General features: G+C 73.9%; 14 protein-coding genes. 8 read left to right on the top strand and 6 right to left on the bottom strand.

What is annotated here, in order from left to right:
- The first annotated feature begins 1 nt into the window (after position 1).
- From R9Z33_RS10235 to R9Z33_RS10225, 3 genes are all read left to right on the top strand, one after another.
- Complete coding sequence (locus R9Z33_RS10235; protein WP_318651194.1) at positions 2-970, top strand: tripartite tricarboxylate transporter substrate binding protein; 969 nt, start codon at positions 2-4, stop codon at positions 968-970.
- Positions 971-1,080: 110 nt separating this feature from the next.
- Positions 1,081-2,055 (top strand): Bug family tripartite tricarboxylate transporter substrate binding protein, encoded by a 975-nt coding sequence (locus R9Z33_RS10230; protein WP_318651193.1) that lies wholly within the window; start codon positions 1,081-1,083, stop codon positions 2,053-2,055.
- Between the two features lie 33 nt (positions 2,056-2,088).
- On the top strand, positions 2,089-3,012 hold the full coding sequence (locus tag R9Z33_RS10225; protein WP_318651192.1) for an isoaspartyl peptidase/L-asparaginase family protein: 924 nt from the start codon (positions 2,089-2,091) through the stop codon (positions 3,010-3,012).
- Between the two features lie 4 nt (positions 3,013-3,016).
- On the opposite strand, the gene R9Z33_RS10220 is transcribed toward R9Z33_RS10225, so the two are convergent.
- Positions 3,017-3,448, bottom strand: a complete 432-nt coding sequence (locus tag R9Z33_RS10220; RefSeq protein ID WP_450104028.1) for a nucleoside deaminase — start codon at positions 3,446-3,448, stop codon at positions 3,017-3,019.
- An 89-nt stretch (positions 3,449-3,537) separates the two neighbouring features.
- Between R9Z33_RS10220 and R9Z33_RS10215 the strand changes: the two genes are divergently transcribed.
- The 5 genes from R9Z33_RS10215 (at position 3,538) to R9Z33_RS10195 (ending at position 7,383) form a co-directional block, all read left to right on the top strand.
- Positions 3,538-4,251, top strand: coding sequence for a gamma-glutamyl-gamma-aminobutyrate hydrolase family protein (locus R9Z33_RS10215; protein ID WP_318651190.1), 714 nt, complete (start codon positions 3,538-3,540; stop codon positions 4,249-4,251).
- Complete coding sequence (locus R9Z33_RS10210) at positions 4,248-5,009, top strand: pseudouridine synthase (RefSeq protein ID WP_318651189.1); 762 nt, start codon at positions 4,248-4,250, stop codon at positions 5,007-5,009. The genes R9Z33_RS10215 and R9Z33_RS10210 overlap by 4 nt, the downstream gene beginning before the upstream one ends.
- Positions 5,010-5,127: 118 nt before the next feature.
- Positions 5,128-5,682, top strand: a complete 555-nt coding sequence (rsmD, locus tag R9Z33_RS10205; RefSeq protein WP_318651188.1) for a 16S rRNA (guanine(966)-N(2))-methyltransferase RsmD — start codon at positions 5,128-5,130, stop codon at positions 5,680-5,682.
- 7 nt (positions 5,683-5,689) lie between these two features.
- The gene (locus tag R9Z33_RS10200; RefSeq protein WP_318651187.1) at positions 5,690-6,766 is read left to right on the top strand and encodes a glycosyltransferase family 4 protein; all 1,077 of its coding nucleotides are present in this window, start codon (positions 5,690-5,692) and stop codon (positions 6,764-6,766) included.
- Positions 6,757-7,383 (top strand): hypothetical protein, encoded by a 627-nt coding sequence (locus R9Z33_RS10195; RefSeq protein WP_318651186.1) that lies wholly within the window; start codon positions 6,757-6,759, stop codon positions 7,381-7,383. Before R9Z33_RS10200 ends, R9Z33_RS10195 begins: the two co-directional genes overlap by 10 nt.
- On the opposite strand, the gene mutL is transcribed toward R9Z33_RS10195, so the two are convergent.
- The 5 genes from mutL to R9Z33_RS10170 form a co-directional block, all read right to left on the bottom strand.
- Positions 7,332-9,074 carry a DNA mismatch repair endonuclease MutL gene (gene mutL / locus R9Z33_RS10190; RefSeq protein WP_318651185.1) on the bottom strand — a complete coding sequence of 581 codons (1,743 nt, stop codon included), beginning with the start codon at positions 9,072-9,074 and terminating at the stop codon, positions 7,332-7,334. The two genes, R9Z33_RS10195 and mutL, sit on opposite strands and share 52 nt — an antisense overlap.
- A gap of 16 nt (positions 9,075-9,090) precedes the next feature.
- Positions 9,091-10,713 carry a glucose-6-phosphate isomerase gene (gene pgi / locus R9Z33_RS10185; RefSeq protein ID WP_318651184.1) on the bottom strand — a complete coding sequence of 541 codons (1,623 nt, stop codon included), beginning with the start codon at positions 10,711-10,713 and terminating at the stop codon, positions 9,091-9,093.
- A gap of 30 nt (positions 10,714-10,743) precedes the next feature.
- Positions 10,744-12,024, bottom strand: coding sequence for a M16 family metallopeptidase (locus tag R9Z33_RS10180; RefSeq protein WP_318651183.1), 1,281 nt, complete (start codon positions 12,022-12,024; stop codon positions 10,744-10,746).
- Positions 12,025-12,163: 139 nt separating this feature from the next.
- A complete protein-coding gene (locus R9Z33_RS10175) occupies positions 12,164-13,537 on the bottom strand; it encodes a M16 family metallopeptidase (protein ID WP_318651182.1) in 1,374 nt (457 codons plus the stop codon).
- A gap of 97 nt (positions 13,538-13,634) precedes the next feature.
- Positions 13,635-14,192, bottom strand: a complete 558-nt coding sequence (locus R9Z33_RS10170) for a DUF3035 domain-containing protein (protein ID WP_318651181.1) — start codon at positions 14,190-14,192, stop codon at positions 13,635-13,637.
- Positions 14,193-14,205: the final 13 nt, after the last annotated feature.

Genomic DNA, 14,205 nt, shown 5'->3' with positions numbered 1-14,205 from the left:
CATGCCCGTCATCTCCCGCCGCCACGCCCTGATCCTGCCCGGGGCCGCCGCGCTCGCCGCACCCGCCTATGCCCAGCAGAACTTCCCCAACCGGCCGATCCGCATGATCGTCCCCTGGGGTGCGGGCGGCACCACCGATGTGCAGATGCGCGCCTATTGCGAGGCGGCCTCGCGCCGGCTCGGCCAGCCCATCGTGGTGGAGAATCGCGCGGGGGCCGGCGGCGTGCTCGGCGCCCAGGCCCTGCTGACCGCGGCACCGGATGGCTACACGCTCAGTCAGATGCCCATCAGCGTCTTCCGCCAGCCGCTGCTCAACAGCCGCGCGCTGTTCGACCCGCTGACCGACTTCACCTATGTCATCCACGTCACCGGCTATCTCTTCGGCATCGTGGTCCGCAACGATGCGCCGTGGCAGACGCTCGCCGACCTCATCGCCGCCGCGCGGCGCGAGCCCGGCAAGCTGAACTACGGCACGCCCGGCGTCGGCACCTCGCTCCATCTGACGATGGAGCAGATCGCGCAGATGCAGCGCATCGAATGGACGCACATCCCCTTCCGCGGCGTGGCCGAGAACCTGCAGAACCTGCTGGGCGGCCAGATCCAGATCACCGCGGACAGCTCGGGCTGGGTGCCGATGGCCGAGGAAGGCCGCGTGCGCGTGCTGGCCACCTGGGGCGAGAGCCGCGCCAAGCGCTTCCCCAACGTGCCGACGCTGAAGGAAAGCGGCATCGACATCGTCTCGATCAGCCCCTACGGCCTGGCCGGCCCGAAGAACATGGACCCGGGCGTGGTGCGCGTCCTGCACGACGCCTTCCGCGAGGCGCTCGGCGACCCCTCGCATGTCGCGGTGCTCGAGCGCTTCGACATGCAGCCCAACTACAAGAACAGCGCCGACTACACCGCCTTCGTCCGCCAGACGATGGAGGAGGAGCGCCGCTTGATCCAGCAGCTCGGCCTGCGGCTGAGCTAAGCTCCGACCGGCTCCGGTGGCATCGCCCGGGGCTTTGCTGCACCTGCGAGGCGGCCCGTTGCGCCGCCTCGTGCAAAACCCGCAGGCTTCCCGAAACGGAGGAAGCCTGCATGCCCATCACGCGCCGAGCGACCTTGCTCACCGGCCTCTCCGCCCCCGGCCTCGCGCTCGCGCAGTCCCGCTTCCCCGACAAGCCCTTGCGCGTCTTCGTGCCCTGGACGCCGGGCGGTGCCACCGACATCCAGATGCGCATGGTCTGCGAGGTGGCGTCGCGCCATCTGGGCCAGCCCGTCATCGTCGAGAACAAGCCCGGCGCCTCGGGCACGCTCGGCGCGCAGAACCTGGCGCGCGAGGCGCGGCCCGATGGCTATACGCTGAGCCAGATGCCCAATGGCGTCTTCCGCCTGCCCGCCATGATGCGCGCCCAGAACATGACGCCGCCCTTCGACCCCATGCAGGACTTCACCTGGGTGCTGCGCATGGTCGGCTACATGGGCGGCGTGGTGGTGCGGCCCGATGCGCCCTGGCGAACCATGCGCCAGCTGCTCGACCATGCCCGGGCCAATCCGGGCACGCTCTTCTACGGCACGCCCGGCGCCAACACGACCGATGTGGCGATGACGCGCCTTGCCCGCATGCTCGGCATCGAATGGACCGCGGTGCCCTTCCGCGGGGCCGCGCCCAACCTGCAGAACCTGCTGGCCGGGCAGATCCAGTTCTCCGCCGAGACCTCCGCCTGGGCGGACATGGCGCTGGAGGGCCGGGTGCGCCCGCTGGCGCTCTGGATGTCGGCCCGCGCCGCGCGCTTCCCCGAGGTGCCGACCTTCCGCGAACTCGGCCATGACGTGGTGGCCGAGAGCGCCTATGGCATCGCCGCCCCGCGCGGCACGCCGCCCGCCATCGTCAACATCCTGCATGACGCCTTCAAGCTGGCCGTGCATGACCCGCAGCACCTGGCGGTGCTGGCCCGCTTCGACATGCCGGTGCGCTACCTGGACAGCGAATCCTATGCGAATGACGTGATCCAGGTGAACGCGCAGGAGATCGAGACGGTGCGGGAGCTGGGGTTGCGCCCAGGCGGCTGAGCAAGGGCGGCGAGGCGCGCTACGCTCGGCCGCATGCAAGACACCTGGACCCTCGCCATCCATGGCGGCGCCGGCACCATCCGGCGCGACGAACTCACCCCCGAGAAGGAGGCCGCCTACCACGCGGGCCTGGAGGCCGCGCTCCAGGCGGGCGGCGCCATCCTCGCCGCCGGCGGCAGCGCGGAGGAGGCGGTGCTGGCGGCCGCGACCAGCCTCGAGGATTGCCCCCTCTTCAATGCCGGGCGCGGCAGCACCTTCACCGCCGCCGGCACGATCGAGATGGATGCGGCGCTGATGACGAGCGCGGGCCAGGCCGGCGCCGTCACGGGTGTCACGCGCATCCGCAACCCCATCCTCGCCGCGCGCGCGGTGATGCGCGGGACGCCACATGTGCTGCTGGCCGGCGCGGCGGCGGATGACTTCGCGGCAAGCCAGGGCCTGGCGATCGAGGCGCCCGGGTATTTCCGCACCGAGCAACGCCACGCGCAGCTCCTCGCCGCGCAGGCCGCGCAGGTGGTGGCGCTGGACCATGACCTGCCCGCGAAGATGGGCACGATCGGCGCCGTGGCGCGCGACCGCCACGGGGCGCTGGCCGCCGCCACCTCGACCGGCGGGATGACCAACAAGCGCGCGGGCCGCGTGGGTGACACGCCCATCCTCGGCGCGGGCACCTGGGCCGATGCCCATGTCGCCATTTCCTGCACCGGCACGGGCGAGGCCTTCATGCGCGCGGCGGCGGCGCATGAGATCTCGGCGCTGATGCGCCTGGCCGGCCGCTCGCTCCTGGAAGCGGCCGAGGAGGTGGCGCTGCACCGCGTGCCGGAAGCGGGCGGGCGGGGCGGGCTGATCGCGGTGGATGCGGCGGGGAATGCCGCGCTGCCCTTCGGCACGGAGGGGATGTATCGCGGGCTGTGGCGCGCGGGCGAGGCGCCGCGCACGGCCATCCACGCCGGCTGAAGCGTCAGCGCCGCGCGGCGAAGAAGGCGCGCAGCAATTCCGCCGCCTCGCTCTCGCGCACGCCGCCCACCACCTCGGGCGCGTGGTTGCACTGGCTGTGCGCGAAGACGCGCGCGCCATGCTCCACGCCGCCGCCCTTCGGGTCATAGGCGGCGAAGACGACGCGGGCCACGCGAAACAGCGAGGCACCCTGCGCGCACATGGCGCAGGGCTCCAGCGTTACCCAGAGCGTCGCGTCCGTCAGATGCTTCGCGCCGCGCAGCACCGCCGCCTCGCGCAGCGCCAGCATCTCGGCATGGGCGGAGGGGTCGCGCCGCTCCTCCACGCGATTGCCGGCGCGGGAGAGCACCGCGCCATGCGCATCGGTGACGACGGCGCCGATCGGCACCTCGCCGCGCGAGGCGGCCGCGCGCGCCTCCTCCAGCGCCATTTCCATGGGTGTCATGCGGCGCGTTCTGCCCGAGCGGGGCGGCATCACGCAAACGCCATCTTGTGCTGGCCGCGCCACACTGCTTCACAGGCGACATGACAAGACGCCCCGTGATCGGATTGACGCTGGATGCCGAACCGGCGGGCGGCTGGTCCAAGCTGCCCTGGTATGCGCTGCGGCAGAACTATTTCTCCGCCGTCATCGCGGCGGGCGGCCTGCCGGTCGCGCTGCCGCACGCGCCCGAACTCGCCGCCGACTATCTCGACGCGGTGGACGGGCTGCTGGTCACCGGCGGCGCCTTCGACGTGGACCCGGCCTTGTGGGGCGGCGGCACACCCCACCCCAAGGTCACGCTCAAGCCCGGCCGCACCGATTTCGAGCTCGCCGCCACGCGCCGGGCGCTCGCCAGGGACCAGCCGGTGCTCGGCATCTGCGGCGGGCAGCAATTGCTGGCCGTGGCGCTCGGCGCCACCCTCATCCAGCACATCCCGGACGAGCACCCGAGCGACATCGCGCATGAGCAGCCCAACCCGCGCACCGAGCCGGGGCATGAGGTGATGGTCGCACCCGGCACGCTGCTGGCGCGCATCACCGGCCGCGCGCGCATGGCGGTGAATTCCGCGCACCACCAGGCGGTGAGGAGCGTGGGCGAAGGCCTCGTCATCAACGCGACGGCGCCGGATGGCCTGATCGAGGGCATCGAGGCGCCGGCGCACCGCTTCGCGCTCGGCGTGCAATGGCACCCGGAATACGGCGTGGACCCGGCCGACCCGCTGATCCTGCGCGCCTTCGTGGAAGCCTGCCGATGAGCACGACCGACCAGGAAGATCCCGCGCGCGGCGAGCGCATCGCGAAATGGCTCGCCCGCGCCGGCGTGGCGAGCCGCCGTGACGCCGAGAAGATCATCGCCGAAGGCCGCGTGAAGCTCGGCGGCAAGCTGGTCACCCAGCCCGCCACCTTCGTCCAGCCGGACGACATCGTGACGGTGGACGGCCGCGCGGTGAACGAGCCCGAGCGCACGCGGCTCTTCCGCTTCCACAAGCCGCCCGGCCTCGTCACCACCCATCGTGACCCGGAAGGCCGCCCCACCGTCTTCGAGCGCCTGCCCGAGGGCCTGCCGCGGCTGATCTCCGTGGGCCGGCTCGACCTCAACAGCGAGGGCCTGCTGCTGCTCACCAATGACGGCGCGCTCTCACGCCGGCTCGAACTGCCCTCCAACGCCTGGGTGCGGCGCTACCGTGTGCGCGTCTTCGGCGATTTCGACCCGCGCGCGCTGGAGATGCTGGCCAAGGGCGTGACCATCGAGGGCGTGCGCTACGCACCGATCGAAGCCGGCGTGGACAGCCGCAAGGGCGACAATGCCTGGCTGACCATCTCCCTCCAGGAGGGCAAGAACCGCGAGATCCGCCGCGTGCTGGCTTGGATGGGCCTCGAGGTCTCGCGCCTTATCCGCATCGCCTATGGCCCCTTCCAGCTCGGCACGCTGGAGCGTGGCATGGTGGATGAGGTGAACCCGAAGGTGCTGCGCGAGCAGCTCGGGCTCGCAGCGCCAGGCCGGAAGCGCTGAGCATGGCCAGCCAGGCAGGATCGGCACCGCACAGCCGGTATCCGCGCCGAAGAGGCGCGGCGCCAAGCCTCAGCTATGCGAAGCCAAGCCGGCGCCCGGCGCTTGAGGGCACCAGCTGATGCGCATCATATCGGGGATCTGGAAGGGCAAGCGCCTGGTCGCCCCGGAGGGCGAGACCGTCCGCCCCACCTCCGACCGCGCGCGGCAATCGCTCTTCGACATGCTCTGGCACGCCCCCTGGGCCGGGCGCGAGATGGTCGAGGGTGCCCAGGTGCTCGACGCCTTCGCCGGCACGGGCGCGCTGGGGCTGGAGGCGCTCTCGCGCGGCGCCGCGGCCGCGACCTTCCTCGAGAAGGACCGTGCGGCGCTGGCCGCACTGCGCGCCAATATCGCGAGCGTCACCAAGGGCCAGGCCGAGACCCAGATCATCGCGGGCGATGCGACCAAGCCGCCGCGCGCCATCAAGCCCGCGACCCTCGTCTTCCTCGACCCGCCCTATGGCGCGGGCCTGCTCGCCCCCGCGCTCGCCGCGCTCGATGCGGCCGGCTGGATCGCGCCCGGCGCCCTCCTCTGCACCGAGCTCGGCCAGCGCGACGAAGTGCCCGAGACGCGCTTCACCACGCTGGACGACCGCGGCCACGGCAAGGCGCGGCTCCTCATCCTGCAAGCCTGAACCGGCGATGCGCGGCCAGCCCGGGCGCATCCTGGTCGTCATCCCCTCCCCCGTCTTCGGCGGTGCCGAGGCCCAGACGCTCCAGGTGGCGCGCGGCCTCATCGCGCTGGGGGCCGAGGTCGCCGTCGTGGCCGAGCCGCATGTGCTGGCCGCCGCCGGCCCGGCGCTGGGCGCCGCCCGCCCCCTGCCCGCCGCGCTCCGCCCGCCCGAGGACCTGCCGCGCGACGCCGCGATGGCGTGGCAGCGCGCCGGGCTCGCCCCCGCCATCGCCGCCGCGCGGCCCGATGCGGCGCTGGTCTGCTGCCCGCTCCCGACCGAGGGCTTCGGCGCGCTCGGCGCCCTGGCCGAGGCGCGGATCCCGGCGCTGGCCGTGGCCCATCTCGTCCGGCTGGACTGGCACATCGCCGAGGCCGAGCGCGCCGCCCTGCCCCGGCTCACGGCCGATTGGGCAACGGTGTCCGAGGTCTCGGCGCGGCGGCTGGAGGCGCTGTTCGGCTGGCCGCCCTTCCGCGTGGCCGCCATCCCCAACGGCATCCCGCCCTGGCCCGCCGCGACCCCCGCCCGCGCCGCGCTCGGCCTGCCCGAGGGCGTGCCCCTGCTGGCGCAGGTCGGCCGGCTCGACATCCGCAAGGGCGCGCAACTGGCGCCCGCCATCGGCGCCCGGCTGCAACCGGGCCAGATGGTGCTGGCAGGCGATGGCCCGCTGCGCGCCCGCCTCGCCGGGGCCAGCGGCGTGCTGGCGCTCGGCCCCTGCGAGGACATCCCGGCGCTGCTGGCCAGCGTGGATGCCTTCCTGCTCGCCTCCGAGCATGAGGGCTGCCCGCTCTCGGTGCTGGAGGCGGCGCGCGCGGGCTGTCCCATCCTCGCCACGCGCGCCGCGCTGGAGGCCTGGCCCGAGCCCGCCGAGATGGCCTGGATCATCCTGCGCGAGCCCGACCACATCGCGGCCACCTTCGCCCAGGCCATGGCCGATCGCGCCGCCACCGCCCGCCGCGTCGCCCGCGCGCAGGCCGTCGCCGCCGCCTGGGACGAGGCGGCGATGATCCGCCGCACCGCCTTCCTGCTGGCCGCCGCATGCGCCTGATCCTCCAGCGCTGGCCGGGAGGCACGCGGCTCTGGCTCGGCGCCGCGCCGCAGCCGCTGCACCTGCCGCCAGAGGGCAACCGGCTCGGCCTGCACCTGCCGCGCGCCGCGCCCGCCTCCACGCTGGTGGTGGAGACGCTGGGCGGCCCGGCCCGCCGCGCCGCGCCCGCTGCCGGATGGGTGGTGCTGGAACTGCCCGCCGCCCCCCTCGCCGTGCGGGCCGAGGGCGCCCCCTTCCAGCTCTCGGGAAGCCTGGGCGAGGGCCCGGCCTCCCCCGCCTGCCGGCTCTGGCAAGCCGCGCCGGAGCTGATCCCCGAGGATCACTGGCGGCGCGCCCGGATCCTGGGCGATGGCGCGGTGTTGGCGGCCGCCGCCGGCCCGGCCCGGCCCTTCGTGAAGCTCGGCGCGGGCGAGGCCGCGCGCATCACCTTGCCGCCCCTGGCGCTGCCGGGCCCGCTGGAGCCCATCCTCGCCGCCCTGCGCGGCCCGCTTCCACTGGCGGAGCTGGAAGGCCTGACGCTCAGCCTGCGCGCCGGCGCCGCCTGCGCGGTGCTGTGGGAGGGCGTTCAGCTCCGGCCGAACAACCGCGCGAATTCCGAGGCACCGAGCCTGAGATAGGTGGGCCGCCCATGGCTGCAGGTGGCCGCGCGCGGCGTGCGCTCCATGGCGCGCAGCAGCGCGTCCATCTCGGGGGCGGTCAGCCGCCGCCCGGCGCGGATGCTGCCATGGCAGGCCAGCCGCGCGATGGCGGCATCGAGGCGCAAGGCAAGCGCCGTCCCCTCGCCCGATTCCGCCAGCTCCTCCGCCAGGTCGCGCAGCAGCGGCGCGGGGTCGGGCGCGCCGAGCAGCGCGGGCAGGGCGCGAACGATGACGGCACCCGGCCCGAAGCCCTCCAGCTCCAGCCCCAGCTTCGCCAGCTCGGGCGCGGCCTCGGCCAGCGCGGCGGCGCCCGGCAGCTCCACCACGGCCGGGATCAGCAAGGGCTGGGCGCGCACCGCGCCGGCGTGCATCTCCTCGGCCAGGCGCTCATGCGTCAGTCGTTCATGCGCCGCATGTTGGTCCACCAGGATCAGCGCGCCATCGGGCGCTTCGGCCAGGATGTAGGTCTCCAGCACCTGCGCCAGGGCGCGGCCCAGCGGGTGATCCGCCGGGACGGGCGCGGCCTGTGGCGCTGGCGCCGGCGCGGGCGCGGGAAAGGCCAACGGCAACGGCGCCTCGGCGAAGCCGCCCGGGTTATAGGGGGCGCGCGACGGCGGCGCGCTGAAGGAAAGCCGCGCCGGACCGGCATAGCCGAGCGACGGGCCGGAAGGCCCCGCCACCTGCCCCACCCCATGCCCCAAGGCGCGCCGCAGCGCCGAGATCACCGCCCCGCGCACGCCCGCCGCATCGCGGAAGCGCAGCTCGGTCTTCATCGGATGCACGTTCACATCCACCTCGGAGGGCGGCAGGTCGAGGAAGATCGCCGCGACCGGATGCCGCCCCGGCGCCATCACCTCGCGATAGGCGACGCGCAGGGCCGCGCGCAGCAGCGGGTCCCGCACCGGGCGGCGGTTGACGACAAGGTGCTGCTCCATCGCGGTCGCCCGCGTATAGGCCGGGCCGCCGGCCAGCCCCGAAAGCTCCAGCACGCCCGGCGCGCCGCCCGCGATGGGCAGGGCGGCGGCGGCGAATTCCGCGCCCAGCAGGTCCCGGATGCGCGCCTCGCGCGTGGCGGGGGCCAGGGTCAGCGCCATGCGCCCATCCATCACCGCCTCGAAGCCCACCTCGGGCCAGGCCAGCGCCAGGCGCCGCAGCGCATCCAGCGCCGCCTCGCCCTCGCCGCGCGGGCTCCGCAGGAATTTCCGCCGCGCCGGCGTCGCGAAGAACAGGTCATTCACCTCGACGCGCGTGCCCGGCGCGCCCGAGGCCGGCTGCACGGCCGAGACGCGCCCGCCCTCCACCGTGATGCGATGCGCCTCGCCGCCCGGCGGGCGCGAGGTGATGGAAAGCCGCGCCACCGCGCCGATGGAGGGCAGCGCCTCGCCCCGGAAGCCCAGCGTGCCGATGGCGAAGAGCATCGCCTCCTCCGGCAGCTTGGAGGTGGCATGGCGCTCCACCGAGAGGGCGAGGTCCTCGGGCCCCATGCCGCTGCCGTCATCCTCGACCAGCACGCGGCCGATGCCGCCCTGTTCGAGCGCGACGCGGATCTGGCGCGCGCCGGCATCCAGCGCGTTCTCGACCAGCTCCTTCACCACGGCGGCCGGGCGCTCCACCACCTCGCCGGCGGCGATGCGGTTGGCGGTGGTCTCGGGGAGGCGGCGAATCACCATCCCCCACCCTACCCCATCAGGATTGCAGTTTCAGCACCTCGGCCAGCAGGCCGCGAGTCGAGCTGTCATGCGCGGGCGAAGGCGCGCCCTGCTCCAGTTCGCGGACCAGGGGGGTCGCCAGCACCTTGCCCAGCTCCACCCCCCATTGGTCGAAGGGGTTGATGCGCCAGAGCGCGCCCAGCACGAAGACCTTGTGCTCATAGAGCGCGATCAGCGCGCCGAGCGAGGCGGGGTCGAGGCTCGGCAGCACGATGGTCACGGAAGGCCGGTCGCCCGGGAAGATGCGATGCGGGAGCAGCCGCGCGATGGTCGCCTCGTCCGCACCGGCCGCGCGCATGTCGGCCTCCACCCCCGCCGCGTCGCGGCCCATCAGCAGCGCCTCGGCCTGGGCCAGGCCGTTGGCCAGCAGGATGCGGTGGTTCTCGGCATGGCTGTGGTCGGGCTTGGCGACCAGGATGAAATCCACCGGCACCGGCTTCGGCCCCTGATGCACCAACTGCATGAAGCTGTGCTGCGCCGAGGTCCCCGGCTCGCCGAACACGACGGGCCCGGTGGCGCGGGGCACGAGGCTGCCATCCAGGCGCACCCGCTTGCCCAGGCTCTCCATCTCGAGCTGCTGCAGATGCGCGGGAAGGCGCCGCAGGCGCTCGTCATAGGGCAGCACGGCGCGGCGGTTGAGGCCGAGGCCGTTCACGTGCCAGGCCTCGGTCAGCGCCAGCAGCACCGGCAGGTTCTCCGCCAGCGGCGCCGAGAGGAAATGCCGGTCCATCGCGGCGGCGCCGTCCAGCAGGGCACGGAACCGCTCCCAGCCCAGCGAAAGCGCGAGCGAGAGCCCGATCGCCGACCAGAGGGAGAAACGCCCGCCCACCCAGTCGTTGAAGGGAAAGACGCGCTCCGGCGCGATGCCGAATTCGGCCGTGGCCTTCATGTTGGTCGAGAGCGCGACGAAATGCGCGGTGGCGCCCAGCTTGCCGACGCTCGCCTCCATCCAGCGCTTCACCAGATGGGCATTGGCCATCGTCTCCTGCGTGGTGAAGGTCTTGGACGCCACCAGCACCAGCGTGCGCCGGGCGTCCAGCTGCGGCAGCACCGTCTCCCAGCCATGCCCGTCCACATTGCCGAGATGGATGGGCCGCATCGGATCGCCCGCGCGCCAGAGCGCCCGGCCCACCATGACGGGGCCGAGGTCGCTGCCGCCGATGCCGATGTTCAGCACCGTGTCGAAGCGCTGGTTCGTGGCCCCGCGGATCTCGCCGCGATGCACCGCCTCGGTGAAGACGCGCATCGCCTCCAGCGTCCCGGCCGCCTCGGCCGAGGGGCCGGGCGCGCCGGGCAGCGCCTCGCGCAGGGCCATGTGGAGCGCGGCGCGGCGCTCGGTCTCGTTCACCAGCGCGCCGCGCGCCATCTCGTCCCGCCGGGCCTCCACCGCGGCCGCGCGGGCGAGGTCGAGCAGCGCGTCCCGCACCGTGTCCGAGATGGCGGTCTTGGAGATGTCGAGCAGCAGGCCCGCGCCGCGGGCGTGGAAGCGGGCGAAGCGGTCAGGCTCGGCGGCGAAGAGCGGACGGATCGCCGAGGCGCCGGGCGCCGCCCCCAGAGCCGTGATCCTCGCCCAAGCCGCTTCCAGGGAATCGCCCGTCATGTCCTGACCCATTTCGCCAAGACACTGAGACTACAGACCTTGCGGCTGCCCCGCCACTGCCAGCACCAGGCCTTCGGGCTTGAGGATGCGCCGCGCGACGGCGGCGACATTCTCGCGGTTCAGCGCGGCAAGGCGCGCCGGGCGCCCGGCCAGCCAGTCGAGCGGCCGGCCCGCCTGGCGGAGGCCGAGCAGGAGCGAGGCGGTGCGGCGGCTGTCGGTGAATTGCAGCGGCAAGGAGCCGCCGAGGAAATCCACCGCCTCCACCACCTCCTCGGTGGTCGGCCCATTGGCCGCCATCTCGGTCCAGGCAGAGCGCACCAGGCCCCAGACCTCGCCCACCTTCGCATTCTCGGTCGCCACATTGCCGATGACGATGCCGCGGCCGAACAGCAGGTCGAGCCCCGCGCCGATGCCATAGGTCAGGCCGCGCTGCTCGCGCACCGTGCGCATCAGGCGGCTGGTGAAGCCGCCGCCCGCGAGAATGCGGAGCGCGACCTGGAATCCCTCCCAGCCCGGATCATTGGGCGCGAGCCCATCCTGGCCGAAGACCAGCGTGGATTGCGGCGCCGCCTTCTCGCGCGCGGCGATGCCGAAGGCGGCGAGCGGCGGCAGCGCGGGCACCGCCTCCGGCGCGCCGGCCGGCAGGTCGGCGAAGAGCTCGGCCATCACGGCGCGCAGCTGCGTGGCGTTGATGGCGCCCGAGGCCGCGATCATCACGCCGCCCTGGCGGAGCTGGGCGGCGAGGGCGGCGCGGATCTCGGCCTCGGTGATGGCGGTCAGGCTCTCGGGCGTGGAAAGCCGGCCGGCCGGGAAGCCCGGATAGGCCGATTCCCAGAAGGCGCGGCGGGCGATGCCGGCCGGCGTCTCCAGCGCCTGGCGCGCGCCCAGCACGGCCCGCGCCCGCACCCGCGTGATGGCTGCCGCATCGAGGCGGGGCCGCGCCATGGCGAGGCGGGCGAGGCGCACGGCTTCCGGCAGCGCCGTGGTCAGCGCGCGGAAGCTGCCATCGAAGCTGTCGCGCCCGGCCGAGAAGGAGAGCCCGATGCCGGAATCACGCAGCGCATCGGCGAAGCCGACATTGTCGTATTCGCCGGCACCCTCGCTCAGCATGGCGGCGGCAAAGGCGGAAAGGCCCTCGCGCCCCACCGGGTCGCGCGCCGCACCGCCGGGCCAGGCCCAGGCGAGGGAGACGACGGGCACCGAATGATCCTCGACCAGCCAGGCCGAGACGCCGCCCTGCTCGACGAGCTGGATCGGAACGGAAAAGCCGTGGCGGGGCGGCAGGGTGACGCCGAAGATGGTCTGGGACATGGTTTGGGGCCTCAGGCGCGACGCGCTGCAAGCGCGCCGGCGAAGCCGGCCTGGCTGCGCCGCGCAGCGGGTGCGCGAGTGGGAAGGTCGGCTGTGCGGCCGGATTCTCCGGGCAGGCGCCCGTTCTGCCGTGTTGTGCTCATGCCGGCAGCAGCCAGGCGGCGGTGGCGACCTTCGGCTGGGCGAGCACGGCGCGCGCCGCCTCGTTCACCTGCGCCTGCGTCACCGCCTCCATCCGGGCCGGCCATTGCTCCACCGCCTCGATCGGCAGGCCGATGGCCAGCGCGCCACCCAGCATGCGCGGCGCGGCGCCCAGGCCATCCAGCGCCAGCAGGGCGCCGGCGGTCTGCTGGCGGATGGCGCGGCGCGTCTCGGCCTCGGTCGCGCCGGACTGCACCAGCTCCGTGACGGTGGCGGCGACGATCTCCTCGATGCGCGCCTGGCTCACGCCCGGGCGGGGCGTCACCGCCACGAAGAGGCCGCCCACCCCCACCACGTCGCCGTCATAGCCGGCGCCGGCACTCACCGCGTGCCCGGCCTCGACCAGGGCGCGGTGCAGGCGGGAGCCGGGGCCGCCGCCCAGCACATGCGCCATCACCTCCAGCGGGTCCGACTTGGAGGTATCCCCCCAGGTGGCCGAGGGGGCGGCGAAGGCCTGCAGGAAGGAGGCCTCGCGCACCGCGGGGTCGCGCGTGACGAGGCGCGCCTCGGGCGCCGCGGCGGGCGGGGCCGCGCGGTCGCGCGCGCGGCGCGGCCGGGTCGGCACGGGGCCGTAGAATTCCTCGGCCCAGCGGCGCAGATCCGCCTCGCGCACATCGCCCGCCACCACCAGGGTGCAATTGGCGGCGGCGTAGTGGGTCGCGTGGAAATCCACGAGGTCCTGCCGGGTGATGGCGCGGATCTCGCTCTCCCAGCCGATCAGCGGGCGGCCGCGCCAATGCTGCGGGCCCCACATGGCGGCGTCGAAGGCCTCACGGAAGCGGCCGCGCGGCACGGCGTCGGTGCGCTGGCTGCGCTCCTCCAGCACCACGTTGCGCTCGGATTCCGTCTCGGCCTCGGGGATGAGGGGGGCGGCCAGGCGATCCGCCTCCATCCGCATCATCAGCGGCAGGCGGGAAGCTTCGACGATCTGGAAATAGGCGGTCACGTCGCGGCTGGTGAAGGCATTGTCCTGCCCGCCCTCGCGCGCCACGGTCCGGCTGAAGGCGCCCGAGGGGATGTGCGGGCTGCCCTTGAACATCATGTGCTCGAGGAAGTGGGCGACGCCCGACTTGCCGGCCGGATCCTCGCCCGCGCCGGCCGAGACATAGAGGTAATGCGCGGCCACCGGCGCCCGGCGATTCTCCGCCAGCACGACGGTGAGGCCATTGGCGAGCTTCCAGCTCACGGCGCCGAAAAGCGGCCGTTGCGCCGGGCGCGGCGCCGGTTGGGCGAGCGCGGGGGCTGCCAGGGTGGGAGCGAGGGTGGCGGCGGCGGCGCCCTTGAGGGCGGTTCGGCGGGTCAGGGTATCCATGCCCCCAATGTGGGGGTGCCCGGCGTTTCGCGCCAGCACCGGCTTGGCCATTCCGCGTTGCGGCCCGTCACGTTGTGTAACCGGGCCGCGAGAAGCCTCACCAGAACTTCAGCGCGTCATACCAGGGGCGGCGTTGCGGCTGGATGATGGGCGTCTGCCCTTCCGTGATGTCCCGGCCAAGGGCCGCGTTCTCGCGCAGGCGCTGCGCCTCGCGCGCCGCATCCACGGGGATGCCGGGCTCGGTCGGCGCCGGGCGCCAGAACAGGGCGCGGTCCACGATGGAGCGGTCCACCCGCTCGAGGCGCATGCTTTCCTCATCCACGCGGTCGCGGATGTTGTCGGGCGCGGGCGTGCCGGTCGAGGAGAGCAGCGCGCGCTCGCCCGAGGATTGCGGCGCGCGGGCGGCGGCCTGACCGGAGCCGGGCACCAGGGTGGATTCGGCCTGCTCGCGGATGCTCAGTTCCTGCGGGCGGGAGGCGCCGGGGCGCGGCGTGGGCAGGCTGCCCAGGCTCGGCGGCATGGAGAGCGGGGCGCGGGTCGTCACCTGGAATTCGTCCGGCGCGTCGCGCGTCAGGCCGAAGGTGCGCGCGGTGTCGCCGCAGCCCGCCAGCAGCAGGGGGGCGAGAAGCAGGAGCGGGGCCGGATTCGTCTTCATCCCAGGTTCTTCA

Origin of the sequence: Sediminicoccus rosea, assembly GCF_033547095.1 — a bacterium.
In the GTDB taxonomy this organism is placed as follows: Bacteria; Pseudomonadota; Alphaproteobacteria; order Acetobacterales; family Acetobacteraceae; genus Roseococcus; species Roseococcus rosea.
Note: the sequence above shows the minus strand (reverse complement) of the source record. Positions and strands in the feature narration are given on the sequence as shown.

What these genes read in the sequence shown, in the direction of transcription:
- R9Z33_RS10235 (WP_318651194.1), top strand. Translation starts at nt 2, where the DNA reads ATGCCCGTCATCTCCCGCCGCCACGCCCTGATCCTGCCCGGGGCCGCC.
- R9Z33_RS10230 (WP_318651193.1), top strand. Translation starts at nt 1,081, where the DNA reads ATGCCCATCACGCGCCGAGCGACCTTGCTCACCGGCCTCTCCGCCCCC.
- R9Z33_RS10225 (WP_318651192.1), top strand. Translation starts at nt 2,089, where the DNA reads ATGCAAGACACCTGGACCCTCGCCATCCATGGCGGCGCCGGCACCATC.
- R9Z33_RS10220 (WP_450104028.1), bottom strand. Translation starts at nt 3,448, where the DNA reads ATGGAAATGGCGCTGGAGGAGGCGCGCGCGGCCGCCTCGCGCGGCGAG.
- R9Z33_RS10215 (WP_318651190.1), top strand. Translation starts at nt 3,538, where the DNA reads ATGACAAGACGCCCCGTGATCGGATTGACGCTGGATGCCGAACCGGCG.
- R9Z33_RS10210 (WP_318651189.1), top strand. Translation starts at nt 4,248, where the DNA reads ATGAGCACGACCGACCAGGAAGATCCCGCGCGCGGCGAGCGCATCGCG.
- rsmD (WP_318651188.1), top strand. Translation starts at nt 5,128, where the DNA reads ATGCGCATCATATCGGGGATCTGGAAGGGCAAGCGCCTGGTCGCCCCG.
- R9Z33_RS10200 (WP_318651187.1), top strand. Translation starts at nt 5,690, where the DNA reads ATGCGCGGCCAGCCCGGGCGCATCCTGGTCGTCATCCCCTCCCCCGTC.
- R9Z33_RS10195 (WP_318651186.1), top strand. Translation starts at nt 6,757, where the DNA reads ATGCGCCTGATCCTCCAGCGCTGGCCGGGAGGCACGCGGCTCTGGCTC.
- mutL (WP_318651185.1), bottom strand. Translation starts at nt 9,074, where the DNA reads ATGGTGATTCGCCGCCTCCCCGAGACCACCGCCAACCGCATCGCCGCC.
- pgi (WP_318651184.1), bottom strand. Translation starts at nt 10,713, where the DNA reads ATGACGGGCGATTCCCTGGAAGCGGCTTGGGCGAGGATCACGGCTCTG.
- R9Z33_RS10180 (WP_318651183.1), bottom strand. Translation starts at nt 12,024, where the DNA reads ATGTCCCAGACCATCTTCGGCGTCACCCTGCCGCCCCGCCACGGCTTT.
- R9Z33_RS10175 (WP_318651182.1), bottom strand. Translation starts at nt 13,537, where the DNA reads ATGGATACCCTGACCCGCCGAACCGCCCTCAAGGGCGCCGCCGCCGCC.
- R9Z33_RS10170 (WP_318651181.1), bottom strand. Translation starts at nt 14,192, where the DNA reads ATGAAGACGAATCCGGCCCCGCTCCTGCTTCTCGCCCCCCTGCTGCTG.